The 26,795-nt window shown below is 65.4% G+C and carries 27 protein-coding genes, 1 tRNA gene and 1 pseudogene; 18 read left to right on the forward strand and 11 right to left on the reverse strand.

Features of this window, described 5'->3' with window-relative positions; translation table 11 throughout:
• Positions 1-6: 6 nt before the first annotated feature.
• The 4 genes from nusG to NV382_RS18700 all read right to left on the reverse strand — a co-directional run bounded on the left by nusG (position 7) and on the right by NV382_RS18700 (position 3,383).
• Entirely contained in the window at positions 7-543 is a 537-nt protein-coding gene (nusG, locus tag NV382_RS18685) for a transcription termination/antitermination protein NusG (RefSeq protein ID WP_260598333.1), read from the reverse strand.
• A 4-nt stretch (positions 544-547) separates the two neighbouring features.
• Positions 548-751, reverse strand: coding sequence for a preprotein translocase subunit SecE (gene secE, locus NV382_RS18690; protein ID WP_260600479.1), 204 nt, complete (start codon positions 749-751; stop codon positions 548-550).
• A gap of 132 nt (positions 752-883) precedes the next feature.
• Positions 884-960 (reverse strand) — tRNA-Trp (locus NV382_RS18695).
• Positions 961-1,025: 65 nt separating this feature from the next.
• Positions 1,026-3,383 (reverse strand): putative bifunctional diguanylate cyclase/phosphodiesterase, encoded by a 2,358-nt coding sequence (locus tag NV382_RS18700; protein ID WP_260598335.1) that lies wholly within the window; start codon positions 3,381-3,383, stop codon positions 1,026-1,028.
• 191 nt (positions 3,384-3,574) lie between these two features.
• Between NV382_RS18700 and NV382_RS18705 the strand changes: the two genes are divergently transcribed.
• Positions 3,575-4,720, forward strand: a complete 1,146-nt coding sequence (locus NV382_RS18705) for a hypothetical protein (RefSeq protein WP_260598336.1) — start codon at positions 3,575-3,577, stop codon at positions 4,718-4,720.
• A gap of 75 nt (positions 4,721-4,795) precedes the next feature.
• Here the strand turns inward: NV382_RS18705 and NV382_RS18710 are convergent, their stop codons facing one another.
• The gene (locus NV382_RS18710) at positions 4,796-6,571 is read right to left on the reverse strand and encodes a fatty acyl-AMP ligase (protein ID WP_260598337.1); all 1,776 of its coding nucleotides are present in this window, start codon (positions 6,569-6,571) and stop codon (positions 4,796-4,798) included.
• A gap of 200 nt (positions 6,572-6,771) precedes the next feature.
• Here NV382_RS18710 and NV382_RS18715 point away from each other — a divergent pair, with 200 nt between their 5' ends.
• From NV382_RS18715 to NV382_RS18735, 5 genes and pseudogenes are all read left to right on the forward strand, one after another.
• Positions 6,772-7,272, forward strand: coding sequence for a regulatory protein RecX (locus NV382_RS18715; protein ID WP_260600480.1), 501 nt, complete (start codon positions 6,772-6,774; stop codon positions 7,270-7,272).
• A gap of 62 nt (positions 7,273-7,334) precedes the next feature.
• Positions 7,335-7,946, forward strand: coding sequence for a cold-shock protein (locus NV382_RS18720; RefSeq protein ID WP_260598339.1), 612 nt, complete (start codon positions 7,335-7,337; stop codon positions 7,944-7,946).
• The gene (locus NV382_RS18725; protein WP_260598340.1) at positions 7,930-8,445 is read left to right on the forward strand and encodes a DUF192 domain-containing protein; all 516 of its coding nucleotides are present in this window, start codon (positions 7,930-7,932) and stop codon (positions 8,443-8,445) included. The genes NV382_RS18720 and NV382_RS18725 overlap by 17 nt, the downstream gene beginning before the upstream one ends.
• A gap of 72 nt (positions 8,446-8,517) precedes the next feature.
• Positions 8,518-8,910, forward strand: coding sequence for an NADH:ubiquinone oxidoreductase subunit NDUFA12 (locus tag NV382_RS18730; protein WP_260598342.1), 393 nt, complete (start codon positions 8,518-8,520; stop codon positions 8,908-8,910).
• 212 nt (positions 8,911-9,122) lie between these two features.
• Positions 9,123-9,356: pseudogene (locus NV382_RS18735) on the forward strand (DUF2155 domain-containing protein); the annotation flags it as partial.
• Between the two features lie 35 nt (positions 9,357-9,391).
• Here NV382_RS18735 and aat read toward each other — a convergent pair.
• The 4 genes from aat to NV382_RS18755 all read right to left on the reverse strand — a co-directional run bounded on the left by aat (position 9,392) and on the right by NV382_RS18755 (position 12,762).
• On the reverse strand, positions 9,392-10,072 hold the full coding sequence (gene aat / locus NV382_RS18740) for a leucyl/phenylalanyl-tRNA--protein transferase (RefSeq protein WP_260600481.1): 681 nt from the start codon (positions 10,070-10,072) through the stop codon (positions 9,392-9,394).
• A gap of 86 nt (positions 10,073-10,158) precedes the next feature.
• Positions 10,159-10,872, reverse strand: a complete 714-nt coding sequence (locus tag NV382_RS18745; protein ID WP_260598343.1) for a ParA family protein — start codon at positions 10,870-10,872, stop codon at positions 10,159-10,161.
• 86 nt (positions 10,873-10,958) lie between these two features.
• The gene (locus NV382_RS18750) at positions 10,959-11,342 is read right to left on the reverse strand and encodes a hypothetical protein (protein ID WP_260598344.1); all 384 of its coding nucleotides are present in this window, start codon (positions 11,340-11,342) and stop codon (positions 10,959-10,961) included.
• Between the two features lie 106 nt (positions 11,343-11,448).
• Positions 11,449-12,762, reverse strand: a complete 1,314-nt coding sequence (locus NV382_RS18755; RefSeq protein WP_260598345.1) for a Y-family DNA polymerase — start codon at positions 12,760-12,762, stop codon at positions 11,449-11,451.
• A gap of 253 nt (positions 12,763-13,015) precedes the next feature.
• On the opposite strand from NV382_RS18755, the gene NV382_RS18760 reads away from it, so the two are divergent.
• A complete protein-coding gene (locus tag NV382_RS18760; protein WP_260600482.1) occupies positions 13,016-13,357 on the forward strand; it encodes an acyl-CoA thioesterase in 342 nt (113 codons plus the stop codon).
• 117 nt (positions 13,358-13,474) lie between these two features.
• Here NV382_RS18760 and NV382_RS18765 read toward each other — a convergent pair whose 3' ends face one another.
• Positions 13,475-13,975, reverse strand: coding sequence for a DNA-deoxyinosine glycosylase (locus tag NV382_RS18765; RefSeq protein WP_260598346.1), 501 nt, complete (start codon positions 13,973-13,975; stop codon positions 13,475-13,477).
• Positions 13,976-13,988: 13 nt separating this feature from the next.
• Entirely contained in the window at positions 13,989-14,495 is a 507-nt protein-coding gene (locus NV382_RS18770; protein ID WP_260598347.1) for a DUF1993 domain-containing protein, read from the reverse strand.
• 147 nt (positions 14,496-14,642) lie between these two features.
• Between NV382_RS18770 and NV382_RS18775 the strand changes: the two genes are divergently transcribed.
• The 11 genes from NV382_RS18775 to NV382_RS18825 all read left to right on the forward strand — a co-directional run bounded on the left by NV382_RS18775 (position 14,643) and on the right by NV382_RS18825 (position 26,794).
• The gene (locus NV382_RS18775) at positions 14,643-15,635 is read left to right on the forward strand and encodes a cysteine synthase A (RefSeq protein ID WP_260598348.1); all 993 of its coding nucleotides are present in this window, start codon (positions 14,643-14,645) and stop codon (positions 15,633-15,635) included.
• A gap of 26 nt (positions 15,636-15,661) precedes the next feature.
• Positions 15,662-15,982: a hypothetical protein gene (locus NV382_RS18780; RefSeq protein WP_260598349.1), complete on the forward strand. Its 321-nt coding sequence runs from the start codon at positions 15,662-15,664 to the stop codon at positions 15,980-15,982.
• Between the two features lie 459 nt (positions 15,983-16,441).
• Entirely contained in the window at positions 16,442-16,939 is a 498-nt protein-coding gene (locus NV382_RS18785; RefSeq protein WP_260598350.1) for a division/cell wall cluster transcriptional repressor MraZ, read from the forward strand.
• Positions 16,936-17,883, forward strand: a complete 948-nt coding sequence (gene rsmH / locus NV382_RS18790; protein ID WP_260598351.1) for a 16S rRNA (cytosine(1402)-N(4))-methyltransferase RsmH — start codon at positions 16,936-16,938, stop codon at positions 17,881-17,883. Before NV382_RS18785 ends, rsmH begins: the two co-directional genes overlap by 4 nt.
• Entirely contained in the window at positions 17,880-18,512 is a 633-nt protein-coding gene (locus NV382_RS18795) for a hypothetical protein (RefSeq protein ID WP_260598352.1), read from the forward strand. The genes rsmH and NV382_RS18795 overlap by 4 nt, the downstream gene beginning before the upstream one ends.
• Positions 18,509-20,248 (forward strand): peptidoglycan D,D-transpeptidase FtsI family protein, encoded by a 1,740-nt coding sequence (locus NV382_RS18800; protein ID WP_260598353.1) that lies wholly within the window; start codon positions 18,509-18,511, stop codon positions 20,246-20,248. The genes NV382_RS18795 and NV382_RS18800 overlap by 4 nt, the downstream gene beginning before the upstream one ends.
• Positions 20,245-21,660 carry a UDP-N-acetylmuramoyl-L-alanyl-D-glutamate--2,6-diaminopimelate ligase gene (locus tag NV382_RS18805; protein WP_260598355.1) on the forward strand — a complete coding sequence of 472 codons (1,416 nt, stop codon included), beginning with the start codon at positions 20,245-20,247 and terminating at the stop codon, positions 21,658-21,660. Before NV382_RS18800 ends, NV382_RS18805 begins: the two co-directional genes overlap by 4 nt.
• A gap of 145 nt (positions 21,661-21,805) precedes the next feature.
• A complete protein-coding gene (locus tag NV382_RS18810; protein WP_260598356.1) occupies positions 21,806-23,185 on the forward strand; it encodes a UDP-N-acetylmuramoyl-tripeptide--D-alanyl-D-alanine ligase in 1,380 nt (459 codons plus the stop codon).
• Positions 23,185-24,255 carry a phospho-N-acetylmuramoyl-pentapeptide-transferase gene (gene mraY, locus NV382_RS18815; RefSeq protein WP_260598358.1) on the forward strand — a complete coding sequence of 357 codons (1,071 nt, stop codon included), beginning with the start codon at positions 23,185-23,187 and terminating at the stop codon, positions 24,253-24,255. Before NV382_RS18810 ends, mraY begins: the two co-directional genes overlap by 1 nt.
• Positions 24,252-25,574: a UDP-N-acetylmuramoyl-L-alanine--D-glutamate ligase gene (murD, locus tag NV382_RS18820; RefSeq protein WP_260598359.1), complete on the forward strand. Its 1,323-nt coding sequence runs from the start codon at positions 24,252-24,254 to the stop codon at positions 25,572-25,574. Before mraY ends, murD begins: the two co-directional genes overlap by 4 nt.
• Positions 25,571-26,794 (forward strand): peptidoglycan glycosyltransferase FtsW, encoded by a 1,224-nt coding sequence (locus NV382_RS18825; RefSeq protein ID WP_260598360.1) that lies wholly within the window; start codon positions 25,571-25,573, stop codon positions 26,792-26,794. Before murD ends, NV382_RS18825 begins: the two co-directional genes overlap by 4 nt.
• Position 26,795: the final 1 nt, after the last annotated feature.

Genomic DNA, 26,795 nt, shown 5'->3' on the forward strand with positions numbered 1-26,795 from the left:
ATAGCCTTATTTCGGTCGCTCGACCTGCTCGAACTCAAGCTCCACCGGCGTGGCGCGCCCGAAGATCGACACCGACACCTTCACGCGGCTGCGGTCGAAGTCGAGCTCTTCCACGATGCCGCTGAAGCTGGCGAATGGGCCGTCCAGCACCTTCACCGAATCGCCGATTTCGTAATCGACCTTCATCTTCTGCTTGGGGGCAGCGGCCGCTTCTTCCTTGCTGTTCAGCATGCGCGCGGCCTCGGCCTCGCTGATCGGCTGGGGCTTGCCCATGCTGCCGAGGAAGCCGGTCACCTTCGGCGTGTTCTTGACCAGGTGATACACGTCGTCGTTCATGTTCAGCTTGGCGAGCACATAGCCCGGCATGAACTTGCGCTCGACCGCAATCTTCTTGCCGCGGCGGGCCTCGGTCGTGGTTTCGGTCGGCACTTCGATCTGCTCGACCAGCTGGTCGAGGCCCATGCGGGTCGCCTCGGCCATGATCGAATCGCGCACCTTGCCCTCAAAGCCGGAGTAAGCGTGAATGATGTACCAGCGCGACATGATCTCAACCCTTGGTAGCGAGCGACAGCAGCAATGTGACGATGCCGTGGAACATCTTGTCGACGCCGAAGAAGAAGATCGCGAGCAGGGTCGTCATGATGACCACCATCACCCCGGTCATCACCGTCTCGCGCCCGGTCGGCCAGACGACCTTCTTGGTCTCGGCCTGGACCTGACGGATGAACTCGATCGGTGTCGTCTTCGCCACGTTGCTGTCACTCATGTTCTATGCGCCGAAATCTGGACATGGGCCCGCCGCCCGGACCTGCCAAGGCCCGATGACGAGATTTCCAATTTCGGAATGGATGCGGCGTAGCGCGTGCCGCGATCGAAATCAAGCTGGCAGGGGAGCTCGGACTCGAACCGAGGGCCTTCGGTTTTGGAGACCGACGCTCTAACCAACTGAGCTACACCCCTACGCCCCGCCTCCATACCCACCTCCATCACGCCCGGCAAGCCCGTTGCACGCGGATGAGGCGCACTTACGCCGCGGCAGCCACGGCCTGGCTGCGGGTAGCGATCGCACGCGCTTCGTCGACGGGGAGCGGCCGACCGAAATAATAGCCCTGGATCTTGGTACAGCCGAGCGCCTGGACCATGAGATGCTCGTCCTCGGTTTCCACACCCTCGGCGGTCGTAGCCATGCCCAGGCTCTGTGCCAGCGCGACTACCGCGCGGATGATCGCGATCGCCTCCGGCACGCCCCTCGACGCCTGCGTCACGAAGCTGCGATCGATCTTGATCGAGGAAAAGCGTGTGCGGCTGAGATAGCCGAGCGAGCTGTAGCCGGTACCGAAATCATCGAGGCTGAGCCGCACCCCGAGGTCGAGGATGCGCTCCAGCACCTGGATTGCGCAGGTGCCTTCCTTAAGGAATACGCTCTCCGTCACCTCCAGTTCCAGCCGCTCGGGCGGCAGGCCGCTGTTCGCCAGCGCCGAGGCGACTACCGCGACGAAAGCGGGGTTGTGTAACTGTTCCGGCGAGACGTTGACCGCAACACGCACCGGATCGGGCCAACGCGTGGCCTCGTCACATGCCGTGCGCAGCACCCACTCGCCGATCGGCGCGATCAGCCGCGCGTCTTCCGCAAGCGGTACGAACTTTCCTGGCGGGACGGTGCCCAGTTGCGGATGCGTCCAGCGTACCAGCGCCTCGAAGCCGGTGAGCCGGCCGCTGTCGGCGGCGACCACGGGTTGGTAGGCAAGGTACATCTCGCCATTGGCCAACGCTTGGCGCAACGCCATTTCAAGGACGCGGCGCTCCTCGGCTTCGACATGCAATTGCGGTTCGTAGCAATGGAACGTGCCGCCGCCGGCATCCTTCGATCGGTACAAGGCCAGATCGGCGGAGCGGATCAGCGTTTCCGCCGTCCGGCCGTCACGCGGGCCGGTCGCCACGCCGATGCTGGCGCCGATGAAGAGGGTGTGCGCATCCAGGTCATAGGGGCGCGACAATGTCTCGATGATTTGACGAGCAAGGCGCTCGATCATGGCGGGGTTGCTCGCGTCGCGCACGACCACCGCGAACTCGTCGCCGCCCAACCGTCCGATCATCTCGTTATCGGTCACCAATTGGCTGAGTCGCTCCGACACGCGTCCGAGCAGTCGGTCGCCGATCGGATGGCCCAGCGTATCATTGATCGCCTTGAAGCGATCGAGATCGATCATCATGAAGGCACAGCGGCTGCCCCACTTGTCGGCCTCGGTCATTGCGTGGCTCAGCGCCTCGTTGATGAGCAGGCGGTTCGGCAGGCCGGTCAGCGTATCAAGGCGGGCCATCTTGCTGATCTTGTCGGCCGAGGCGCGTTGTTCGGTGACGTCGGAGCACACGCCGCGGAAGCCGACAAAGGCGCCTTCGTCATCCTGGCGCGGGCTGGCGGTGATCTGCCAGCACCGCTCCTGGCCGTCGATCGTGACGTGAAGCAGCAGATCGCGAAACGGCTCGCGGTTCTTAAGCCTGTCGGCCAGTAGCCGCAAGGCAGTGGAAAAGTTACCAGATTCCCAAGTGGGTCCGGCGAGCACCTGCAGGAACGGCATGCCGTTGATCGACAGCGGATCGAGCCCCAGCGAATGGGCGAAGCGTGGTGAGGCGCGGACCACGCGCCGCTGCGCGTCGGTTTCCCACAACCAGTCGGCGCCATGATCCTCGAACTCGCGCAACAACAGGCTGACCGTCTGGTCGCGTTCCGCCAGCGCGATCTCGCCGGCGCGAATCACCACTAGCGCTCGGGCGCGCGAAAAGCAGCCGATGATCAACAAGGCGGTGAACAGCAGGATCGCCGCGGAGAATAAAGGACCGCCGACGAACCATAGCATCCCGGCCATCGCAACGCCCAGGATGCCGAGAAAGCTGATCGTGGCGAGCGGCAGCGCCGCCATCGCTACGGCCGAGGCGGTCATCAGGATCGACAGGATGATCCACAATCCCAACGCCGCACTTGCCTCTGCGCGCATGCTGACCGCGAGCGGCGGAATAGACCAGACCACCGCCAGTGCGATCCCGTCCCGCATCGTATCCCGCACGTCACGCAACGTCGCCGTGCGTGCGCTTTGCCGGCGTGCGGCTAGACGGCGAAAGGTGACCGCCGCTGCAACGGCGGCGGTCACTGCGCCCCAGCTGGCGATTGCCCAGATCGGCAGGAGCGGCGCCAGCAACAGGGCGACCAGAGCCGCGCCGATCACGTTGGTCGCGAGCAGGAACAAGGCGAGCTGCGATCCCGCATTCATCTGTGCCGCGCGGATCGGGCCCCAATCAGTCGAATCGGGGGGGTCATACAGGCCGAGCAACGCGCGCGCGTCGATCCGCGCACGGGCGAATTGGGAGGAGGGTTCGGTACTCACCACAGCGATATACCGCACGGTGGTTAGCAGATGGTTAGATTGGATGCCATTTTGGGGCCGTTATTTCATGCAGATGGGGGCAATTGCTGCATCGGCCGCACGGAGCGCCGCGATCCGTCCACGATCGATTGCGGAGCATCGCCCGGCACGATAGCTCCCTCTGCCATCGCACCGAGTCGTTGGAGGGTGACATGACGCATATCCATCGTCGCATGTTCCTGGTGGGGGCAGGAGTGGCCGCTTCGCTCCCGAGGATAGCGAGGGCCGAAGAGGCCATCTGGCGGATACCGGTGACGCTGACGGACACTCGCGTGTTGGTCGAATGCGGTCTCGCAGGACATGGGCCATTCCGCTTCGTGTTCGACACTGGCGGCACGATCGGGCTGATCGACATGAAGCTGGTCGAGACGTTGAAGCTGCGGAAACTCGGGCCTAGCACGCTGGCGCTCCGGGGTGCGCGCAAACCCTATCCGATCTACGAAGCGACCGACCTCGTATTCGGCGGTCAATTGCGTCAGCCGAGCGCGGCGTTTGCGGGTGTGGAGAAGTTCAACTTTCGTGACGGCGCGGTGGGGTCGCTTGCCGCTGGGATGTTGACCGCCGTCGATGGAGAACTCGATTTCGCAAACCGCGAATGGCGCATCCGCCGCGGCGCGACGCCCGATCGAACGGGGTGGACTCGCTATGACAAGGCGATCGTCAGCTACGGCAATCGCAATGGATCGTCTTTCCTGCTCGCCGACGCCATTCTTGGCGGCAAGTCCTTCCGCTTCGGGCTGGATACGGGTTGGACGGGTGCGATGCAGATATATCGCAAGACGGCGGAAGCGGCTGGCCTGTGGGATGCGTCGCGTTGGTCCCCCGCCGCGCCCGATGGCAAGGCACGTGTGGTCCGCGCACCATCGCTCGGTTTAGCCGGGACGGTGATCGAGGGCGTGATCGTCACCATCCTTGAGCATCCGGAATGGGAGTTGTTCGATGCCGGGATCATCGGCCTGCCGATCCTCCGCCGCTTCAACATGGCCACGGCGTCGGCAGAAAAGGCGCTGTACCTCAAGAGCAACGGGCTCCCCGCCCAGCGCGAGTGGTACAACCGCGCTGGGATGTGGATCGAGCGCAGCGGCAGGGACGCAAGGATCACCGTCGTCGGCGCCGGCAGCCCGGCCGATTCGGCCGGATTGAAGGCTGGCGACCTTTTGATCGGCGCCGATTTCAACATGCTCGTCGAGCGGATGTACGAGCCCGCCGGGGGTAAATTGCCGCTCACTGTGGAAAGCGGCCGCGCCCGCCGCGACCGCCGCGACCTGGTATTGACGCTCGCCGACTTCCTCGGGTGAGTAGCGCCTATCGACTAGCTAGTGTTGCCCGTCCTTGGACAGGCTCAGGACTAACGGGCACGAAAAGATCCGCCATCAAGCCGCGATATCGTAAGGCTTGATATCCCCGCTCAGATACAAGTTCCGCGCCTTCGCCCGGCTGAGCTTGCCGGAGCTCGTCCGCGGCAGGGTACGGGGGGGGATGAGTTCGATCACGCAGTTCATGCCCGTCACCGATCGCACGCGTTCGCGGATTTCCTCGCGCAGGCGGATGCGTTCGGCGTCGTCGGAGCTGCGGCATTGGACCAGCACGGCTGGCGTTTCCTCGCCGCCGGGGGTGGTGATCGCAAAGGCGGCGATGTCGCCGGCCTTGAAGCCGGGCAATTGTTCGACCGCCCATTCGATGTCCTGCGGCCAGTGATTGCGGCCGTTGACAATGATCATGTCCTTGGCGCGACCGACGATGTAGATGTAGCCGTCGCTGAGATAGCCCATGTCGCCGGTGTCGAGCCAGACGCACCCGCTCGAATCGGGGGTCATGCACGCGGCGGTGGCCGCTTCGTCGCGGAAATAGCCGACCATCAGCGACGGGCCGGCGCACCATACCTTGCCGATCGCGCGCTCGGGCAGGGGAGTGCCGTCTTCCTCGCGGATCTCGATCGTCATGTCGCGCGCGGGTTTGCCGCAATTGACGATCGCGCGGAACCGCTGCGGGCGGTCCTGGCCGGCGGCGACGCCCGAGAGTTGCGTTTCCTCGACCAGTTCGACGCGGATGCCTTCGCCCGGTGGCATGATCGACACCGCCAGCGTCGCCTCGGCCAGGCCATAGCTTGGCAGGAAGGCGCTGGCCTGGAACCCGGCATCGGCGAAGGCGTCGACGAAGCTCTGCATCACGTCCGGGCGGATCATGTCGGCGCCATTGCCGGCGACGCGCCAGCGCGACAGGTCGAACCGCTCGCTGGCCTTGGTCTGCGAGGACATGCGGCGCGCGCAGATATCGTAGCCGAAGGTCGGCGAGTAGGAGAGCGTGGTGCCCGTGTTGCGGCTGATCAGGTCGAGCCAGGCGAGCGGCCGGCGCGCGAAATCCTCGGTCTTGAGGTAATCGGTCGAGACCTGGTTGGCGACCGGTGAGAGGAAGCAGCCGACCAGCCCCATGTCATGATACCAGGGCAGCCAGGAGACGCAGCGGTCGGTGTCGACCACTTCCATGCCGTGGCTGTGCGCGGCGAGATTGTTGAGCAGCGCGTGGTGCGTGATGGCGACACCGTGCGGGAAGCGGGTCGAGCCGCTGGAATATTGCAGATAGGCGATGTCGTCGCCGCGCGCCTGGGGCAGCGTTGCCTCGGGTGCGTCGCGCGAGCCGAGTTCAGACCAGTCCACGCCCTCTACCCCGGCATGGTGCGCGGCGGCGCCGGCCATCTCGGCGAGTTCTGGGGGATAGACCAGCATCGTCGGATCGCAGCTCGACAGCTGCACGCGCAGCTGTTCAATATACGAATCCTTGCCGCCGAACGAGGTCGGCAGTGGCAATGGCACCGGCCATGCGCCGGCGTACACCACGCCGAAGAACAAGGCGGCGAATTCCGGCCCCGTCTCCGCAACCAACGCGATGCGGTCTTCGGGCAACACACCCGCATCGATCAGGCGGCGCGCCATGGCCAGCGCTTCGTCACGCATCTCGCGGAACGGATAAGCGCGGGTCAGCGTGCCGCGCGCATCATGAAAGTTGAGGCCCCGCTCGCCGCTCGCGGCATAATCCAGTGCTGCGCCCAGGGTCTCGAAATCGGCAAAGCGCCGCGGCAATGCGTCACCTGTCGGGGTGGCCTCGATCGCCGAAATTCCACTATTCTGCTGCAAACCGTTCTTCGTCATCGTTCGTGCCCTAGATGGCGGCCATCAGCCATTCCACTGGAAACGTACCGCGTACGATCCACCAACGTTCAAAATCCGTTGCGACTGTGGCACAATGATGGCGCATGACGCGACACGATCCCAAAGCCGACGGCCGCGCCGATACGAACGGCCGCTCAGATGCCCGTTCCTCGCGCAAGGAGCGTCGCCCGATCCCGCCGTTGGATGCGGCTGCGCTGGAACGGTTGGCATTGCGATATGTCGAGCGCTTTGCAACCACGCGGTTGCGATTGGCGACCTACCTGACACGCAAGATCCGGGAGCGGGGGTGGGAAGGGGAGCCGTCCGATCCCGCTGCGCTCGCGGACAAGCTGGCGGAGCTCGGCTATATCGATGATCGCGCGTTCGGCGAGGCGCGAGCGAGCGCTATGGCGCGGCGTGGGCTGGGCAAACGCCGCGTCGTCGGTGCTTTTCGCGAGGCAGGAATCGGCGAGGAGGATGCCGAGGCGCTGGCTCCTGCAATCGAGGATCGCGCACTGGCAACGGCGCTCAACTTTGCCCGGCGCAAGCGGATCGGCCCATTTGCCGCCGAGCCGGCGGAGCGGCCGCAGCGCGAAAAGCAGATCGGGGCGATGATCCGGGCTGGGCATGATTTTACGCTGTCGCGCCGGATCGCCAGCATGGCGCCGGGTGACGATATCGGTACATTATGCGCTGAATAGCGCCAGGATTGATCTGTCTCTCCTTAAATCTAGCGTGTATGAGGCGGCGCGGGGGATTTGACATGCGCATAGACACGGAACCGGCTGTTGATGGGTGGGATGACGGGGGGGCTGGCCCCGCTTCTCCGACAGCGGATTCCGTGGCCGGCGAGGCGGTATTTGCCGGTACGCTGAAATGGTTCGATGTGACGCGGGGGTTCGGCTTCATCGTTGCCGACGATCCTGCGATCGGCGACATACTGGTGCATTTTTCCGTCCTTCAGCCGCATGGCCGGCGCAGCTTGCCGGAAGGAGCGCGGCTCGAATGCGTGGCAGTCATGCGGGATCGCGGTCTGCAGGCAAGCGAGATACTGTCGATCGACCTGACCAACGCCGTCGATCCGCCGCAACGCGCGCGCTCGTCCATCGACCGGATCGACCCGGCGGCGCTGATCGACGAGGCTGGCCCGTTCGAGCCAGTGCACGTCAAATGGTTCAACCGCCTGAAAGGTTATGGTTTCCTGGTGCGCGAGAGTGATTTTGCGGATATCTTCGTGCACATGGAAACGCTGCGCCGGGCGGGAGTGATCGAGGTCGATCCCGATCAAAGGCTGCGGGCGCGGATCGTTTCGGGTCAGAAGGGCCCGCTCGCTGTCGAGATCGAGGAGGATCGCCGTCATGATCGCAGCGACTAAGGCGGCCGTTGCGGCCTTGCTGGTGCTGGGCATCGGCGGTGGGGCGCTGGTGGCGACCGGCACGATCCCGGGCCTGGCCAGCGACCCGGTGCAGAAGACAGACGGCAGGATCGCGCTGACGATCACCAGCACGAACGGTGCGCATGTTTTTTCGGTCGAACTCGCCAAGACCCCGGCCGATCAGGAAAAAGGACTGATGTTCCGCACCGGCATCCCCAAGGATCAGGGCATGCTCTTCGCGCCCTATCCGGCAGAAGGCGGCGGCCCGCGCGAGGCGAATTTCTGGATGAAGAACACGCCGAGCAGCCTGGACATCATCTTCATCCGCGCCGACGGCACGATCGCGCGCATCGCCGAGAATACCGTTCCTTTCTCGGAGACGCCGGTGCCCTCGGGCGAGCCGGTCGCCGCTGTGTTGGAGATCAATGGCGGTCGCGCCAGCGAACTGGGCATTGCCGAGGGGGATAGCGTCACCTGGCCGGGCGGCCCTAAGCGCTGAACGCAGCCGCCTGGCACCATCGGCAATTATGACGCGTTGCCAGAAACCTCCTCTCACGGCTATTGGACGCGCATGGGCATCAATCTCAATCCATTCACCTGGTGGAACGGCGCCACCATCGGCACCTGGTTCGGTCTGCGCGGCAAGGCGCGGGTCGGCGAGGATTCCCTTGGCAACGTCTATTATCAGGGTGGCAGCGACACCAACGGCAACCCGCGCCGCTGGGTGATCTATAACGGCTCCAACGACGCCAGCCGCGTCGCCCCCGAATGGTTCAGCTGGCTGCACCATCAGGTGGACGATCTGCCCGACCGCGGGCTGCCGGCACCGCGCACGTGGGAGAAACCTGCCGTCGCCAACATGACCGGCACGTCGCTCGCCTATCGTCCCGCGGGCGCGTTGGAAAAGGGCGGCAAGCGCGCCCCTGCTACTGGCGATTACGAAGCCTGGACGCCGGACGCGTGACACGCCGCGACTGGCTCGGCTGGACGGCGCTCGTCGCCGGCCTGGGCGCGGGGGGGTGGTTCGGATACGATAGCTGGCAGGACAGCAAGGCCGTAGTGGCAAATCGTCCGCAGCCTGACATGCAGACGGCGCTCGACGAGGAATTGCCGCAGACGGGCGTCACCAACGTCGATCTTTCCAGCGGTGTCGACCCCTCGTTCGGCGCGACGCCGATGGCGCGCCGTGTTGCGATCCTGGGTCTGCTCAACAAGCGCAACGGCCTGGCGCGCGAAGTGACCCTGAAGCCCGGACAAGCGGTGCGTGTCGGCGATGTCGTGGTGCGGCTGCGCGCGTGCGAGCGTACCGCGCCGTGGGAACAGCAGCCTTATACCGGCGCGTTCGTGCAGCTGGACGTTCGCGGACAGGATCGTGCTTGGCGGCGTACTTTTTCCGGCTGGCTGTACAAGGAACGGCCCGGCCTGAACGTGGTGCTGCACCCAGTCTACGACGTGTGGGTCAAAAGCTGTGCAATGACTTTTCCCGAAGGCGGGCCGAACTCCGTCAAGGGCGGTGGATCGACCGAGAATGGCGCGGAGACGCCACGATCGAGCGCGCGGAAATCACCTGCCGCACCCCGCGCGGCGCGCACGCCCGAGCCGACCGCCTCGTCGACGGCGGACGACAGCAATCCCACGTAAGCTTTACGCGAAATCTCCACCGCGCCGAGCGTGGCGAGGTGATCGGTCATGAATTGGCAATCGAGCAGTTCGAACCCGCCAACCCGCAACCGGGCGACCAGCCAGGCGATCGCGATCTTTGACGCGTCCCGTGCACGGCTGACCATCGATTCGCCAAAGAAGGCGCGGCCGAGCGCCAGCCCGTATAATCCGCCGACGAGCGCGTCGCCGTCCCAAACCTCGATCGAATGCGCGAAGCCGAGCTGGTGTAGTTCGTGATACACTTGCTCGATCTGGCCATTGATCCAGGTGTCGGGGCGGTTTTCCGCCGCTTCGGCGCAAAGCGCGATGATCTCGGAAAAGGCCATGTCGGCGGTGATCCGGAACCGATCACGGACGAGCGTCTTGCGTAGCGAGGACGCCAGGTGAAAGCGGTCCAACGGCAGGATCGCGCGTCGGCGCGGTTCTACCCAATACACGCTGTCCGCATCGCGCGCATCGGCCATGGGGAAAACCCCGACGCTATAGGCTCGCAGGACGAGCTGTGCATCGAGCGCTACGACGTCGTACGGTGCGGCTGACGGCGTATGCGTCACGTCGCCAGGCGGCGTTCGATTGCCTGCCACAACATGGCGAAGCCCTGCGCGGCGGCCGATCGGCCGGCAAAGCTGGCGACCGGCGCACGACGGACCGTCATCGCCTCCACCGTGCTCGCCATGGGAATGACCTGCCAGTCAGGGTGTCGGGCCAATGCCTCGGCGTGCAGCTTGCGGCGGCGATCGACCATCGAATGCACCGGCAGGATCACAGCCTTGCCATCATGGTGCTTCATCACCTCGGCCAAGGCGCGTTCGGACAGCGGCGAAGGGATGACTGGCACGACGATCACGTCGGCGGCATGCATGATCTGGTCGCTCGTCCGGGTCAGGCCCGGCGGGCAATCGAGCAGGATCCGGTCGAACGCACCGCCCAGGCCGGTCAGCAATTTCTGCAGCCGTTTTTTCTTGTCGAGTTCGTGCAGCAGCAGATCGAGCCCACGTAGCGACGGATCGGCCGGCAGCAGGGCGAGCCGGTCGATCGCAGTATGGCGGATGAGCTTCTGCGGCTCGACGTCCTTGGAGAATACCGATTGCGCCTGCTCCCGCGTGCGGGCGCTGCTGAGCAGGTAAGTGGAGGCAGCCTGCGGATCGAGATCCCACAGCAAGGTGCGGCGCGACGACAAGGTCGCCGATGCATAGGCCAGGTTTACCGCGATCGTCGTTTTGCCGACGCCGCCTTTCAGACTGTAGATCGCGATGGTCGCCATGGCGGCATGGTGACGCAGCGAAGCCCGGCGCGCAAGAAAAAGGCCGGCGGATCGCTCCGCCGGCCGACATGTTCAGATGCGAAAAATCAGGCCTTGCAGGTCAGCTTGCCCTTGCCCGGCAAAGTCAGCGTCGCGAGCTTCGGCGTGCCGGTCAGTTCATAACCCTCGGCCTTCAGCGGCTGGCCGGCTTCCTCGGCGGTCAGCTTGGTCGCGGTTCCAGCCTTGTCGGTGCGGACCAAAGCCTGCTTGTCGCCTTCGAAGAAGGTGACGAAAGCCAAGCTGTTGCCGGGGTTGCACCGGAACGTGACGTCCGCCTTGATCGACGGCGGCAATTCGACCGGGGCAGCGTTGGCGAGCGCTGCGGCCTGCGGGTCCGGCGCCTGGCTGCTGACCACTTGCGGGTCCTTGTTGTCACAAGCGGAGAGCGCGAGAAGCGCGACCGCGGCGAGGCTGGGGAGGAGCGTTTTCATGCGCGCGCTGCTTCGCGCACGCGGAACGGATCGTCAAGCGGCCGAGTAGAAACAATGCGTTTTGGTATGTGCAGCGCAACATTCATGTTGGTTCATTCAGGCCCGATCATTCGTGGAATTCATCCAGATCGGGAATGCGGCCAAAAGCGATCTTGGTGCCGACGCGATCGATGCGCCCGCCGGATTGCGGCCCAAGGCTGACCGCATTGCGCCCGAACCGTTCGTTGATCCGATCCATCGCGCGGCTGAGCGACAGCGTGCGCGTCTCACGCGCGAGCGGATCGTCGGGATCGAGCCGCTCGAACAAAGATGCCTGCTCGCCCGCCAGCGGCTCGATCTCGGCCAGCGTGACGCCGATCATGCGGATCTGGAAATCGCCCGGCCGCGTGCGTCCGGCAGCGATCAGGCGCGGAAACAGCAATTCCAGTGCGGCCAGCACGGCAAAACTATCCTGAGTCGCCGCCAGTTTCTGGCTCGCGCGCCAGGTCGATTTGTCATCCTCGAAGCGGGCATGCAGCACGAGCAGCCGACTGCGGTACGCTTTGCGGCGGAGCCGGCTGGTTGCTTTCAATGCCAGCCGCCGCGCGGTGAGACGGACCGGCTCTACCCCACGCTTGCCCGGCGACAGCACGTGGCTGTGCCCGATGCTGCGGCTTTGCGTCGGCTTGTCCGGCAGGTCGACGCCGTGAAGCAGGTACCACAGCCGGTCGCCGTTAGTCCCGCCCCAGGCGGTGCCGGCATCGCGCGGCCGGCGCTCGCACAATTGGCGAATGTCGTTGATGCCATCGCGCGCGAGACGCCGCTCCATCTTCGCGCCAATGCCGCAGATATCGCGCAGCGGCATGTCGTACAGGCGCTGGGGCAATGTCGCGGCATCCAGCACGACGAGACCGTCCGGCTTCTGCATGTCGGATGCAAGCTTGGCCAGCAGCCGGTTGGGTGCGATGCCGATGGAACTGGTCAGGCACTCGCCAACATTGGCGAGGATACCGGCCTTGATGCGACGGGCTAAAGCGGTGGCGGCGGCGACGCTGTTCTCATTGTCGAGCAGGCGACACGCGACCTCGTCGATCGAACACACCATCGTCACCGGGATTTGGCGCCAGATCTCCGCTACGATCCGGTCGTGGAACCGGACATATTCCTCGTGCCGTGCGGGCGTAACGATCAGGTCGCGGCACAACCTCTTGGCTTCCCACACCGGGGTGCCGGTGGAGATGCCGTACCGCTTCGCTTCCACGCTGGCAGCAATGGCAACCGTGGTGTCGCTGTCGATCGGCGCCACCAGCACCGGCTTGCCACGTAAGGCAGGATCGATCTGCTGCTCGACGCTGGCGAAATAGCTGTTGAGATCGAGGAACAGCCACCGCAGCGGCCGGGGCGGAAGATCGTGCCCGGCGCGCGAGACGTCGCTCGCCAACCGCTCAGCCGGGGCCGGAGTACCATCGCTCCGACCGTGTTCGGCGTCATGCGCCAGCGACTCGGAACAACACTCCATCTTGGAACATTAGCAGAACGTAATAGTCTGGAACAGGTAAGATCGATTGCCAGCCAGCAACATGAAAACCGTAAAAGTCATCGCGTAGTAACGGTTTACCTGCTAGGGCCGATGCGTGAGCCACGCCATTCCCCATAGCTTCCCGATCGGGATCGATCCCGCCGACATCGACTTCATGGGTCATGTCAACAATGCCAGCTATCTCAAGTGGGTGCAGGATGCGGTGGTGAGCCATTGGCAACGCTTCGCGCCGGCCGAGGCCGTCGCGGCGAACCTGTGGGTCGCGTTGAAGCACGAGATTACCTACCGCAAGCCGACGTTCCTCGACGATGAGGTCATCGCGACCGTGCTGCTCGAAAAGGTGCAGGGCGCACGCGCTTTCTACCAGACGATCATCAAGCGCGGCGAGGAAGTGTTGGCCGAGGTGCAATCGAGCTGGTGCTGCGTCGATGCCAAGACGCACCGCCCGGCGCGGATCGCGCAGAGCGTGGCGGATTTGTTCTTCGACAAGGATTGACCTTGAACCACCCCGTTCGTGTCGAGCGACGTCGAGACACCTGCACCTGACTGGTGTCTCGACGTCGCTCGACACGAACGGTGGGGATGAAGCAAAACCTAAGTCGTTGCGCCCAAGCTAAAGAAACACCCGCAGCGCCAACCAAGCCGGCAGCTTTGCCTCGACGCCAACCGTGTGCAGCGGGCTGCTCGAGGGCAGCGCGACCGTCGACAGCCGCTCCGCGGCAGTGCCCAACAGCCGCATGCCATGGCGATGCGCGGTCGCGCCGTTGAATGCGACCGCCTGTAGCGCCGGCAATGTCGCGATCAACGCGGGCAGATCGTTACCGACGACATCGCGAATCGCGGCGTCGCTGCTGCCGGGCCGCGCCGCGCTGGCGACAACATCCCACAAGCCCACCCGCGCGGTGCGCAACGCCGCCAGTCGCGCATCGTAGTCCAGGCTTGGCAGGTCGACATCGATCACCGCCGACATAAGCTGCCAGAATTGGTTCTGCGGGTGCGCATAATACCGCGCCGCGGCCAGCGATCGATCGCCCGGCAGGCTGCCCAGCACCAACAGGCGCGTGTCAGCATCCACCACAGGCGGGAAGCTGCGCTTGGTTTGTGGCGTCGTCATGCTGCGTGCCGGTTCAGGCGCGGCCGAGATAATCCAGCTTGCCGAGCGGCACGCCCTTCATGCGCAGGATTGCGTAAGCCGTGGTCAGGTGAAAATAGAAGTTCGGGAGTACGAAGCCGAGCGCGTAGCTGCGGCCGGTGAATTCGAGCGAGCGGGTGGGCGTGGTGAGCGTTACCGGCTTGTCCTCCTGCCCGTTCATTGCCTCAGGCGCGACCCAGCGTAGCAAGTCCACCGTCTTGGCGATGCGTGCCTGCAGATCGGCGAAGGTGACTTCCTCGTCAGGCATAGCCGGGGCCTCAACGCCGCCGATGCGCAGGACGGTGAACTTGGCGGAGTCGCTGGCGCGTTGCACCTGGGCGGTGAGCGGGGCCATATCCTCATACAGACGCGCGGTGAGCAGGTCGGCGGGGTCGATGCCTTGCTCGCCGGCCCAGGCCTCGCTTTTGGTGAGAAAAGCGGACATTGCGCCGAAGCCGCGAAGGAATGCCGGTACGGTAAGATCGTAAAGTTCGGTCGCCATGATGATTTCCCCCGGTTGTCGCGCCGTAGATGGGGTCCAGCGACGGGCTAGCAACCATTGCGCGCGATCACGGTGGCAAAGCGATGCTATGCGGGCGGGCACCAAAGGATGGATTGCCGGATCGCCCTCGCGGCCTATTTAGAGCCGATGCACACCACATCCGATACGCTCGCTTTGATAGGCAACACCCCGCTCGTCCGGCTGAAGGGGCCGAGTGAGGCGACCGGGTGCGATATCTTTGCCAAGTGCGAGTTCGCTAATCCCGGCGCGTCGGTCAAGGATCGCGCGGCGCTGGCGATCGTCGAGGATGCCGAGGCACGCGGCATGATCCAGCCCGGTGGGACGATCGTCGAGGGGACGGCGGGGAATACCGGGATCGGCCTTGCGCTGGTCGCCAATGCCAAGGGGTACCGGACGATCATCGTCATGCCCGAGACGCAATCGCGCGAGAAGATGGACACGTTGCGGGCCTTGGGGGCGGAGCTGGTGCTGGTGCCGGCGGCGCCCTATTCGAACCCAGGCCATTTCGTCCACACGTCGCGGCGCTTGGCCGAGGAGACGCCGAACGCGATCTGGGCCAACCAGTTCGATAATATCGCCAATCGCCGCGCGCATATCACCGGCATGGCGGAGGAAATCTGGGCACAGATGGAAGGGCGGATCGACGGCTTCACCTGTGCGGCCGGCACTGGCGGAACGATCGCCGGGGTCGGGCTGGGGCTGAAGGCCAAGGACGAGGGCGTCTGCATCGCGCTCAGCGATCCGCACGGTGCGGCATTGTACGAATATTATGCCCATGGCGAGTTGAAGTCCGAAGGGTCGTCGGTCGCCGAGGGGATCGGGCAGGGACGTATCACCGCCAATCTGGAAGGTGCCCCGATCGATACGCAGTTTCGAATCGGCGACGCCGAAGGTATGGAATGGGTGACGCGATTGCTGGCCGAGGAGGGGCTGTGCCTGGGACTGTCGTCGGGGATCAACGTGGCCGGCGCGGTCCGGCTGGCACGGTATCTGGGCCCGGGCAAGCGCATCGCCACCATCCTGTGCGACACGGGTTTTCGGTACCTATCGACCTTGTACAATCGTCCTTGGCTGGAGAGCAAAGGTCTGCCCGTGCCGCCCTGGTTAATGCACGGGTAAAGCGTGCCATCGACAGGACGAGCGGAATGCGTTACATTTATGCCACAGGCATGATTATACCGCAGGATCAGACGCAGCGAACGCAACGGGTGAAGGTGGGCATGATCGGCCTTGCCGCCGTGCTGCTGCTCATCGGCCTTGCCGCGGCGATCTTCTCCACCGCTAGTCGCGAGCGCGCCGTGCCGGGCGGCGCCCGCGCCGATATCGTCGCCAACATGGCGATCGGCAACGACATGGCCAATGCCGGGGACGGCAGCGAACCGCTGGCGGACCTTGGTGTCACGCCGAGCACCGCGGTCGAGACCGTCAACGTCGCGGCCATCGATGCGAGGACGCCCGCCAGGTAAGCCGCGCGGGCGGTGCGGCATGGTCACATACCGGACCGCGCCATGCATCGTCATTTGCGCGCAGGCTGCATCCTACTGCCGACGCTTCCATTCGAGCAGTGGGGGCGGACGATTATGGATCCCCGCCTGCGCGGGGATGTCGGAGGCATCGCCGCAGGATCAACCTCGCGCAGGCCGTATCATTGCTCATGCGTCGCGGTCGTAGACCATACCAAGCACGTATTCCTCGAACGCAACAGGAACACATTGTCGCAATACTTCGATCACTGGTTCTTAACTACAAATATCGGGGCGTTTCCCCGCTGATCCCGTCATTTCCCCTTGTGTCCCGCGGCTTCCCGCAGTAGCTCCAGATGTATCGAGGGGCACACTCTATCGCCTGCGCCTGTCAGGAGCCCGGATGCGATCGACCATCGCTTCCGGAAACGATGAGCTTTGCCTCCTCCCAATGGGGTGAGCGTGACCGAACGGGTGGATTATCAGGGTGACGGTATTGGACTTGTCGATGACAAGGGCCGGTGCGCTATCCCTGTTTCCCTTCGTGCTGCGCTTGCCGCCAACAGCCCTCGCGCCGATGGCAAGGAGGGCGGCAGCGTCATCATCGGCGTCCACGAAAGCAGCCCGTGCCTGATCGGCTATGACGAGGGCTATCGCGCCGTCCTGAAGGACCGTGCCACGGCGCGCGAGGCGGCCTACATGGCCGCCAACGGCAAGCACAACCCGAACTTCCGCCGCGAAGCATCGCAGGGCGAGCAAGTGCCGTTCGATGGCAGCGGGCGCTTTATCATGCCCGCTTTCCCGCGTTTCCAGGCGCATATCGGCGCCAACGCCTTCTTCTTCGGCACGTTCGACTGCTTCGAGATCTGGGATCCGCGGACGCTGATCGAGGCCGATGTCGCTGACGTCGTGAAGGCCTGCGCGCGCTTCCACTGTCAGCAGAAGGGGATTGCGTTGTGATCCCCGCACCGCACGTTCCCGTCCTGCTCGCCGAAGTGCTGGAGGCGCTCGCCATTACGCCGGGCGAGACCCATGTCGATGCGACCTTCGGCGCCGGTGGCTATACCCGCGCCATGCTCGACGCCGGTGCGCGCGTGCTGGCCTTCGATCGCGATCCCGATGCGATCGAGGCCGGGCGCGGGCTGGAAGCGGCGCATGATACGCTCACGCTGGTGCCGGCGACCTTCTCGGCGATGGAGGCAGAGCTGGCGGTGCGCGACGCCATGCCGGTCGACGGCGTGACGATGGATATCGGCGTCTCGTCGATGCAGCTCGACCAAGCGGAGCGTGGGTTCAGCTTCCAGGCCGACGGACCGCTCGACATGCGCATGAGCCAGGAGGGCGCCACCGCGGCGGACTTCGTCAACACCGCCGATGAAGTGCATATCGCCAATGTGCTGTACGAATTCGGCGATGAGCCGCGCTCGCGTCGGGTAGCGCAGGCGATCGTCGCCGCGCGGCCGATCACGCGCACCGGCGAACTGGCGCACGTCGTGCGCCGCGCGCTCGGCTACAAGCCGCACGACAAGAAGGATCCGGCGACTCGCACTTTCCAGGCGCTGCGCATTGAGGTGAATCGCGAACTCGGCGAGCTGGAAGACGGTCTTGCCGCCGCGGAGCGCGTGCTGCGCCCGGGCGGAACGCTTGCCGTCATCACCTTCCATTCGGGCGAGGATCGACTGGTGAAGCGCTTTTTCCGCGAACGCAGCGGATCGCTGCCATCCGGATCGCGCCACCTGCCAGAGGTGCACGCCAAGGCACCCCCCAGTTTCGAGCAGGTCGGCCGCGCCGTGCGCGCCGGCGAGGACGAGATCGCGCGCAACCCGCGGGCGCGCTCGGCAACATTACGTGTGGCACGGCGGACGGCGGCAGCCGCCTGGTCAGCTGAAGGAGCAAATAAATGATCGCGTTCGCGTGGAAGATGCTGGCTTGGTTCGGGGTTGGCGTGGTCGTCGCGCTCAGCGTGCTGATCGTGCCATTGCATGTCGCCGCCGAACGCAAGAGGCTGGACGGCACGACGCGCGAAATCGTGCAGGCGGAGCGCGACATCCGTGCACTGGAGACCGAGTTCGAGACGCGCGCGAACATCGCCCAGCTGGAGCGCTGGAACGGCGACACACTGCGGCTGGCATCGCCAGTTGCGGCGCAATATGTGCGTGACGAAGCCGCGCTGGCATCGCTCGACTTCAAGGCGCCGCTCGGTGTCGTCGGTAGCGACGTTCGCATGGCCGCTGCGATCGTGCCGTCACAGCTGAGCGCGCCGACCGGGTCGGTGATCGCTCCGGCCGCTTCGCCCTCCGCAACGGCAACGGCAACGGCAACGGCGACTGCCGCCACGGCGCCTACGGCTCCCGTTCGGATGGCGTCGGTCGCCACCTCGGCGCCGCGCGTCGTGACGAGCGGTAAGGCGTCGTCTGGCCGCTCACAACCGGGCAAGTCACAGGCGGTGGCGATGCTCGATCGCAAGCTGCTCAGCGATTCGGTGATTGGCGGGATCGTCAGCGGCGCTTCTGCGGAAAGCCGCGCCCGTTGAGCGTGCTGGTCGCCCGGCCTATGCCGCAGCGGCGAACGAGCGGACAGCGCCATGCGCTCGCGCAGGTGGCACATGTCCGGCTGATGATCCTGCTGTTGCTGTTCGCCGCGGCGATCATGGTCGTACTGGGGCGGCTGGCCTATCTGGGCGTAATGACCGACCCCTATGCCGCCCACACGGCGGTGATCGGCGCGGGCTGGTCGCGCGCCGATATCGTCGATCGCAACGGCGAGCCGCTGGCGCGCACGATCGAGGCTTGGGGCATCGGCGTGCATCCGGGCAAGGTATTGGGCGACAAGCTGGACCTAGCCGACAAGCTCGCCGCGCTGATGCCGGCGCACGATGCGGCTTGGTATTATCAGCGATTGTCGATGGACGTAAACTTTACGTATCTAGAGCATCATGCGTCGCCGTCGCTGGTGACGCAGGTCCATGCCTTGGGCGAGCCGGCTTTGGTGTTCGAGAAGGAGCCCGAGCGGCTGTATCCGCAATCGACGCTGGCGGCGCACGTGCTCGGCTTCCTGGGGCCGAACAAGAACGACCCGCGCATCGTCGAAGGGCAGGGCGGGATCGAGCGTGCGTTCGAGCAGCGACTGACCGATCCGGCGCAACGTGGCACCCCCTTGGCGCTGTCGATCGACTATCGGGTACAGGCGGCGATGGAGAGCGAACTCAGCACGGCGATGGCGACCTTCTCGGCGCGCGGCGCCGCCGGCATCGTGCTCGACGTGGATACGGGCGAGGTGATCTCGATGGTGTCGCTGCCGGTCTTCAACCCCAACCGGGTCGGCCTGGCGGGCAGCGAGCAGTTGCGCAACAACACGACCCAGAGCGTCTATGAGCTGGGTTCGACGTTCAAGCCGATCACCGTCGCGACGGCCATCGAAACCGGCGTCGTGAAGGACATCAGCCGACGGTTTGATGCGACCGCACCGCTCAAGGTGGGACGGTTCACCATCCACGACGAAGCGGGCGATCCCAAGCGCTGGCTCAACATGCCCGAGACCCTGATCTATTCGTCGAACGTCGCCACGGCGCGGATCGCGGATGAACTGGGGCCGCAGCGGATGCAGACCATGTTCCGCCGGCTCGGGCTCGACACCAAGCCCGACATCGAACTGCGCGAAAAGGGACGGCCGCTCTGGCCCAAATACTGGGCACGGACCACCACGATGACCACGGGCTATGGGCACGGCATCGCGATCACCCCGCTGCAACTGGCCGCATCCTATGCGGCATTGGTCAATGGCGGCACGTGGCGGCCGTCCACCTTGCTCAAAGTGGGGCCGGGGCATCCGGTCGCGAAAGGGCGCAGGGTAATCAGCGATGCAACGAGCTATCGCATGCGCCAGATGCTGCGCCTGATCGTGCTCAAGGGCACCGGCCGCAAGGGCGAGGCACCGGGCTACCGTGTCGCGGGCAAGACCGGTACGGGCGAAGTGCCGACGGCAGGCGGGTATGATCGGTCGCGCAACATGGCGACGTTCGTCGCGGCCTTCCCGATCGATCGTCCGCGCTACGTGGTGCTCGCCATGCTCGATTCGCCGCAGGGCACGAAGGAAACGGGCGGCTGGAAGACCGCGGCGTGGAATGCGGCGCCGGTCGTCGGGCGCGTCATCAGCCGGGTCGGCGCCTTGCTCGGGGTCATCCCCGATACGACACGCGATATCGACGAATCCGATCTGCTGCCGTTACTGTGGCAGGCCCCGGGCGAACGAACGGTAGATCCCGCATGAAATTGGGCCAGCTGACCGGCGGCACCGAAACCGCCACGATCAGCGGCTTTGCGATCGACCATCGCAAGGTCGCGGACGGTTGCGTGTTCGGCGCGTTCACGGGCGGCAAGGTGAATGGCGAGGATTATATCCCGGCGGCAGTGAAGGCCGGGGCAGTCGCGATCGTCGCACGGCCCGAGGCGATCGTGGAAGGCGCGGTGCACATCGCCGATACCAATCCGCGCAAGGCCTTTGCGACCTTGGCCGCCCGTTTCTTCGCGCCGTTCCCGGCAGTGGCGGTGGCGGTCACCGGGACCAACGGCAAGACCTCGTGCGTCGAGATGACACGGCAATTGTGGCGCATGGCGGGCTTCCACGCGGCATCGATCGGCACACTGGGCGTGACCACCGGCGACGATCGGGTCTCGACCGGGCTGACCACGCCGGATGTCGTGACCTTCCTGTCGAACACCGCAGGGCTGGCGCGCGAGGGCGTCAGCCATGTCGCGTTCGAGGCATCGTCGCACGGCCTGTCGCAATATCGCACCGAAGGCCTGCCGGTCCGGGCCGCCGGGTTCACCAACCTGTCGCGCGACCATCTCGATTATCACGGCACGATGGAGGCCTATTTCGAGGCCAAGGCGCGGCTGTTCTCCGAAGTCGTCGCGGCTGACGGCGCGGCTGTGGTGTGGGCCGACGATCCCCTGTCGCCACAGGTAATCGAGATAGCGCAGTCGCGGGGTGTGCGCGTGATCTCGGTCGGCATGCAGGGGGAGACGCTCAAGCTGGTGTCGCGCGATCCGACCTTGCTCGGGCAGGGGCTGGTGATCGAGGCCGAGGGACGGACCTTCAAGGTGAACCTGCCGCTGATCGGCGCGTACCAGGCGGCCAATGCCCTGGTATCGGCGGGCCTGGTGATCGCGACCGGCGGCGATGTCGCGGCGACGCTGGCGGCACTCGCCCGGCTACAGCCGGTGCGGGGGCGACTCGAGCGGGCGGTGATCTCGGCCAAGGGCGCGCCGGTCTATGTCGATTATGCGCATACACCGGATGCGCTGGAGGCGGCGATCGCCGCGCTGAAGCCGCATGCTTCGGGCAAGCTGATCGTGGTGTTCGGCGCAGGCGGCGACCGCGACCAGGGCAAGCGCGCGGCGATGGGCGCGATCGCCGCGGCGATGGCGGATGTGGCGATCGTGACCGACGACAATCCCCGCAGCGAAGATCCGGCCGCCATTCGCGCGATGGTGCTGCAGGGGGCGCCCGATGCGATCGAGGTCGGCGCGCGGCGGGAGGCGATCGGCGCAGCGATCGCCATGGCAGGCGCGCAGGATATCGTGCTGGTGGCGGGCAAGGGGCATGAGCAGGGACAGATCGTCGGCGATCTGGTGCTGCCGTTCGATGATGTCAGCGTAGCGCGGGAGATGGCGGCGTGAGTGCGCCTATCGCTTTCCAATCCCCCGTTCGTGCTGACCTTGTCGAAGCACGTGCCCAAGGTTGGGCGGCCTTTGTGGCAGGTCCTTCGACAGGCTCAGGACGAACGGGGGATTGGGGCCTGTGCAGTTATGAGGTCCTTTGCAAATGACTGAGCCGCTCTGGACCGCCACCGAGATCGCCGCCGCTACCGGCGGCATCGCCTCGGCCGAATTCATCGCCACTGGCGTCACGTTCGACTCGCGCGAAGTCGGTTCGGGTGATCTGTTCATCGCGCTGACCGGCGAGGCAACCGACGGCCATCGTTTCCTCGATCAGGCCTTTGCGCAAAGCGCGGCGGGGGCGATCGTCAGCGAGGAAACATCGCATCCGCATGTCCGCGTCGCCGACACGATGGCCGCGCTCGAGGCGCTGGCGATCGCCGCGCGCGCACGCACCTCGGCCAAGATCATCGGCGTCACCGGGTCGGTCGGCAAGACCAGCACCAAGGAGGCGTTGTTTGCCGCGCTCGACCGGGCCGATCCGGGTGCCGCGCACCGATCGGTCAAGAGCTACAACAATCACACCGGCGTGCCGCTGAGCCTGGCGCGCATGCCCGCCGCCACCCGTTTCGCGGTGCTGGAAATGGGCATGAACCATGCCGGCGAACTGGCGCACCTGACGACCTTGGTACGCCCGCATGTCGCGATGGTCACCGCGATCGCCCCGGCGCACACCGCCTTCTTCCCCGACGAAAGTGCGATCGCCGATGCCAAGGGTGAGATCTTCGCCGGGCTGGAGCCGGGCGGCACCGCGATTATCCCCTATGACAGCCCACATCGCGACCGGCTGATCGCCGCCGCTGCTCCCCATGTTGCGCACGTCGTGACCTTCGGGCTGGCAGGCGGCGCCGACGTGCGGGCGATCGAGACGATGCGTACCGCAACGGGGGCGACCTTCGTCACCGCGCAGATCGGCGAGCGTGAGCTGAGCTTCACGATGGCGCAACCGGGCATGCACTGGGTGTCCAATGCGCTGGGCGTGCTGGCCGCGGTCGATGCGGTCGGCGGCGACCTGGCGATGGCCGGGCTGGCGCTGGCGGAATTGGGCGGGCTGCAAGGCCGTGGCGCGCGCATGATGGCGAAGTTGCCGGACGGCGAAGCGCTGGTGATCGACGAGAGCTACAATGCCAATCCGGCATCGATGCGCGCGACGCTGGCGGTGCTGGGCGCCGAGCGCGCAGCCCGCAAGATTGCCGTGCTGGGCGAGATGCGCGAGCTCGGCGAGCGCAGCGCGCAGTACCACGCCGATCTTGCCGATCCGATCGTGGAAGCAGGCGTCGGCCACGTCATCCTGGTCGGTCAAGAGATGCGCGCGCTTGCGAACGCGCTTGAGGGGCGCGTGGAATTCGTCCATGTGCCCGATGCCGCTGCCGCCCGGGACAGCTTGATGGATATACTGGCGCCGGGCGATGCGGTGCTCATCAAGGGATCGAACGGGGTGGGGCTGGCCAGGCTGGTCGCCGCCCTCTCAAGCGGGACGGCATAATGCTCTATCTGATCGCCGAATATCTGGGCTTTCCGGGGCTGCTCAACCTGCTGCGCTACCAGTCGGTGCGCACCGGCGGTGCGGTGACGATGGCCTTGCTGATCGGGCTGATCATCGGCCCGCGCTTTATCGGGTGGCTGCGCGTGCGCCAGGGCAAGGGCCAGCCGATCCGCGCCGACGGCCCGCAGACGCATCTCGCCAAGCGCGGCACGCCGACGATGGGCGGGCTGATGATCCTGACCAGCATGGGCCTGTCGATCCTGCTGTGGATGGACCTGAAGAACCCGTTCGTCTGGGCGTGCCTGTTCGTCACGTTCGGGTTTGGCGCGATCGGCTTCATCGACGATTACGACAAGGTGCGCAAAGCGAGCGTCGCGGGCATTTCGGGGCGCACCCGATTGCTGTTCGAGTTCCTCATCGCCGGGCTCGCCAGCTGGATGATCGTCGGCGAGAACGGCACGCATCTGTATTTGCCGTTCTTCAGCAGCGTGTCGATCGATCTCGGCTATTTCTACATCGTCTTCGCCGCGTTCACGATCGTCGCGTTCGGCAATGCGGTGAACCTGACCGACGGGCTGGATGGCCTGGCGACGATGCCGGTAATCATCGCCTCGGTCGCGTTCATGGTGATCGTGTATCTGGCGGGCAACGTGAAGTTCGCCACCTATCTCGGCATTCCGCATGTGCCGGGGGCGGGCGACCTGGCGATCTTCTGCGGGGCGATCGTCGGCGCGGGGCTTGCCTTCCTGTGGTTCAATGCGCCGCCGGCGGCCGTGTTCATGGGCGATACCGGCAGCCTGGCGCTGGGCGGCGCGCTGGGGGCGATCTCGGTCGTCGCGCATCATGAGATCGTGCTCGGCATCATCGGCGGGCTGTTCGTGATGGAGGCGCTGAGCGTCATCATCCAGGTGTTCTTCTACAAGCGCACCGGCCGCCGTGTGTTCAAGATGGCGCCGATCCACCATCATTTCGAACAGCTCGGCTGGGCCGAGGCGACGGTGGTGATCCGGTTCTGGATCATCGCCTTCGTGCTGGCGCTGGCCGGTCTGTCGACGTTGAAGCTACGGTGATCACCAACGCTGCCTGGGCCGACAAGCGCTTTGCGGTGCTCGGGCTGGCGCGGTCGGGGGCTGCGACGGTGCGTGCACTAGTGGCAAGCGGTGCAGCGGTCACCGCTTGGGACAGCGACGAAACGCGGCGTGAAACACTCGTCGATGTAATTCAAGAAGACTCGCTTTCGCTTGATGCGGTTGTGCTGGACGTTGCCGATCTCGAAGCGATCGATCTCGCAGGCTTCGACGCACTCGTCGTCTCCCCCGGCGTGCCGCTCAACCGCCACCCGATCGCGGCTAAGGCGCGCGCCGCGAACGTGCCCATCATCGGTGACATCGAATTGTTCGCCCAGGCTCGCGCATCGCTGCCGCCGCACAAGGTGGTCGGTATTACCGGCACCAACGGCAAGTCGACGACCACCGCGCTGATCCACCATATCCTCGCCACCGCTGGCGTGCCGACGCTGATGGGCGGCAATATCGGGCTGCCGATCCTGGAACAGGCGCCGTTGCCGGAAGGCGGCGTGTATGTGCTGGAATTGTCGAGCTATCAGATCGATTTGACGCAGAGCCTCGATTGCGACGTGGCGATCCTGCTCAACATCACGCCCGATCATCTCGATCGCTATGACGGGTTTGCGGGCTATGCCGCGTCCAAGGCACGGCTGTTCGCGATGCAGACGCCGGGCCATGCCGCGATCATCGGCATCGGCGACAATGCCTCGGCGCAGATCGCGCGGTCCTTGTCGAAGCGCGGCGAGGACCTGACCAAGATCGCGCCCGGCGTGTGCATGGATCAATCGCGCTGGCCGAGCCTGCAGGGGCCGCACAATGCGCAGAACGCGCTGGCGGCGATTGCCGCGTGCCAGGCGCTGGGCGTCGGCGAGGGACTGATCGACCGCGGGCTGGAGACGTTTGCGGGCCTGCCGCACCGCATGGAGCGCGTCGCGACCGTGGGCGGCGTGACGTACGTCAACGACAGCAAGGCGACCAACCCGGACTCCACCGCGCCTGCCTTGGCCGCGTTCGGGCACATCCACTGGATCGTCGGCGGCCAGGCCAAGTCGGACGATCTGGACGCGTGCGCGCCGTGGTTCGGTCATGTCGTCCGGGCCTACACGATCGGTGCGGCCGGGCCGCGGCTGGCGGCGATCCTGCAGGATGTCGTGCCGGTCGAGCAGAGTGGTACCTTGGCCGACGCGGTGCGCAGCGCGGCCGGGCATGCCCAGCCGGGCGAAACCGTGCTATTGTCCCCCGCATGCGCCTCGTTCGACCAGTTTGACGACTTCGAGGATCGCGGAAACCAGTTCCGCGCCGCAGTGGAGGCGTTGGCATGACCGATCTGCGTGTGCCCGAACGAGACGGCATGTGGCGCCGAATGAAGGAGCGCGGCGGCCGCGGCGACCGGTCGGCGATCAGCATGTGGTTCTGGGATATCGACCGGGTGCTGCTGCTGCTCGCCTTGCTGCTGATCGCGATCGGGCTGATCGCGGTCGGCGCGGCATCACCGGCGGCGGCACAGCGTTATTCCGACGACAAGCATCACATTCCGCCGTTATTCTATCTGTGGTGGCAATTGGGCTGGGTCGGCGTGTCGCTGCCGGTGCTGATCGTCACCTCGATGCTGCCGGTGACGCTGGCCAAGCGCATGGCGCTGATCGGGGCTGGGGTGTGCCTGTTGCTGCTGATCGCGGTGCCGTTCATCGGCTTCGAGCGCAACGGCGCGACGCGCTGGATCGATTTCGGCGTGTCGGCGATGCAGCCGTCCGAATTCCTGAAGCCCTTCTTCATCGTCAGCGTGGCGTGGATCCTGTCGCTGCGCGCGCAGGACGGCGAGATGCCGGTGGTGGTGATCACCGGCGCGATGACCGCCTTCGTCGCGGTGCTGCTGATGCTGCAGCCGGATTTCGGGCAGACGGTGGTGTTCTGCTCGGTGTGGATCGCGCTGCTGATGATCTCGGGCACGTCGCCCAAGGTGATGGCGGGACTGATCGGCTGCGTGCCGGTCGGGCTGATCGCCGCCTATATGTTCTACGATACCGCGCGGGTGCGGATCGATGCGTTCCTCTTCCCTGGCGCGGGCGAGGGGGCGTCCGACAATTTCCAGACCAATGCCGCGTATAACGCAATCACCAATGGCGGCTGGCGCGGGACGGGGCCGGGCGGGGGCACGATGAAGTTCCGGCTGCCGGAGGGGCATACCGACTATATCTATTCGGTGATCGGCGAGGAATTCGGGCTGCTCGCCTGCGCGATCATCGCCTTGCTGTTCCTGGCGATCGTGGTGCGCGTGTTCGTCAAGCTGCTCGACGAGCAGGACGAGTTCCGCCTGTTCGCAGCGGCGGGGCTCGCCACGCAGTTCGGGGCGCAGGCGCTGATCAGCATGGCGGTGAATACGGGCATGGCGCCGTCCAAGGGCATGACCCTGCCGTTCATCAGCTATGGCGGATCGTCGATGATCGCCTTGTCGATCGGTATGGGATTGCTGCTTGCCTTTACGCGGCGGAACCCCTTCGTGTCGCGCTCCCCCTATATCGCGCGGTGGAGCGGTGAATGAG

Origin of the sequence: Sphingomonas endolithica, from assembly GCF_025231525.1 — a bacterium.
GTDB lineage: Bacteria > Pseudomonadota > Alphaproteobacteria > Sphingomonadales > Sphingomonadaceae > Sphingomonas > Sphingomonas endolithica.

What these genes read in the sequence shown, in the direction of transcription:
- nusG (WP_260598333.1), bottom strand. Translation starts at nt 543, where the DNA reads ATGTCGCGCTGGTACATCATTCACGCTTACTCCGGCTTTGAGGGCAAG.
- NV382_RS18705 (WP_260598336.1), top strand. Translation starts at nt 3,575, where the DNA reads ATGACGCATATCCATCGTCGCATGTTCCTGGTGGGGGCAGGAGTGGCC.
- NV382_RS18710 (WP_260598337.1), bottom strand. Translation starts at nt 6,571, where the DNA reads ATGACGAAGAACGGTTTGCAGCAGAATAGTGGAATTTCGGCGATCGAG.
- NV382_RS18720 (WP_260598339.1), top strand. Translation starts at nt 7,335, where the DNA reads ATGCGCATAGACACGGAACCGGCTGTTGATGGGTGGGATGACGGGGGG.
- NV382_RS18725 (WP_260598340.1), top strand. Translation starts at nt 7,930, where the DNA reads ATGATCGCAGCGACTAAGGCGGCCGTTGCGGCCTTGCTGGTGCTGGGC.
- NV382_RS18730 (WP_260598342.1), top strand. Translation starts at nt 8,518, where the DNA reads ATGGGCATCAATCTCAATCCATTCACCTGGTGGAACGGCGCCACCATC.
- aat (WP_260600481.1), bottom strand. Translation starts at nt 10,072, where the DNA reads ATGGCCGATGCGCGCGATGCGGACAGCGTGTATTGGGTAGAACCGCGC.
- NV382_RS18745 (WP_260598343.1), bottom strand. Translation starts at nt 10,872, where the DNA reads ATGGCGACCATCGCGATCTACAGTCTGAAAGGCGGCGTCGGCAAAACG.
- NV382_RS18750 (WP_260598344.1), bottom strand. Translation starts at nt 11,342, where the DNA reads ATGAAAACGCTCCTCCCCAGCCTCGCCGCGGTCGCGCTTCTCGCGCTC.
- NV382_RS18760 (WP_260600482.1), top strand. Translation starts at nt 13,016, where the DNA reads ATGGGTCATGTCAACAATGCCAGCTATCTCAAGTGGGTGCAGGATGCG.
- NV382_RS18765 (WP_260598346.1), bottom strand. Translation starts at nt 13,975, where the DNA reads ATGACGACGCCACAAACCAAGCGCAGCTTCCCGCCTGTGGTGGATGCT.
- NV382_RS18770 (WP_260598347.1), bottom strand. Translation starts at nt 14,495, where the DNA reads ATGGCGACCGAACTTTACGATCTTACCGTACCGGCATTCCTTCGCGGC.
- NV382_RS18775 (WP_260598348.1), top strand. Translation starts at nt 14,643, where the DNA reads ATGCACACCACATCCGATACGCTCGCTTTGATAGGCAACACCCCGCTC.
- NV382_RS18780 (WP_260598349.1), top strand. Translation starts at nt 15,662, where the DNA reads ATGCGTTACATTTATGCCACAGGCATGATTATACCGCAGGATCAGACG.
- NV382_RS18795 (WP_260598352.1), top strand. Translation starts at nt 17,880, where the DNA reads ATGATCGCGTTCGCGTGGAAGATGCTGGCTTGGTTCGGGGTTGGCGTG.
- NV382_RS18805 (WP_260598355.1), top strand. Translation starts at nt 20,245, where the DNA reads ATGAAATTGGGCCAGCTGACCGGCGGCACCGAAACCGCCACGATCAGC.
- NV382_RS18810 (WP_260598356.1), top strand. Translation starts at nt 21,806, where the DNA reads ATGACTGAGCCGCTCTGGACCGCCACCGAGATCGCCGCCGCTACCGGC.
- mraY (WP_260598358.1), top strand. Translation starts at nt 23,185, where the DNA reads ATGCTCTATCTGATCGCCGAATATCTGGGCTTTCCGGGGCTGCTCAAC.
- NV382_RS18825 (WP_260598360.1), top strand. Translation starts at nt 25,571, where the DNA reads ATGACCGATCTGCGTGTGCCCGAACGAGACGGCATGTGGCGCCGAATG.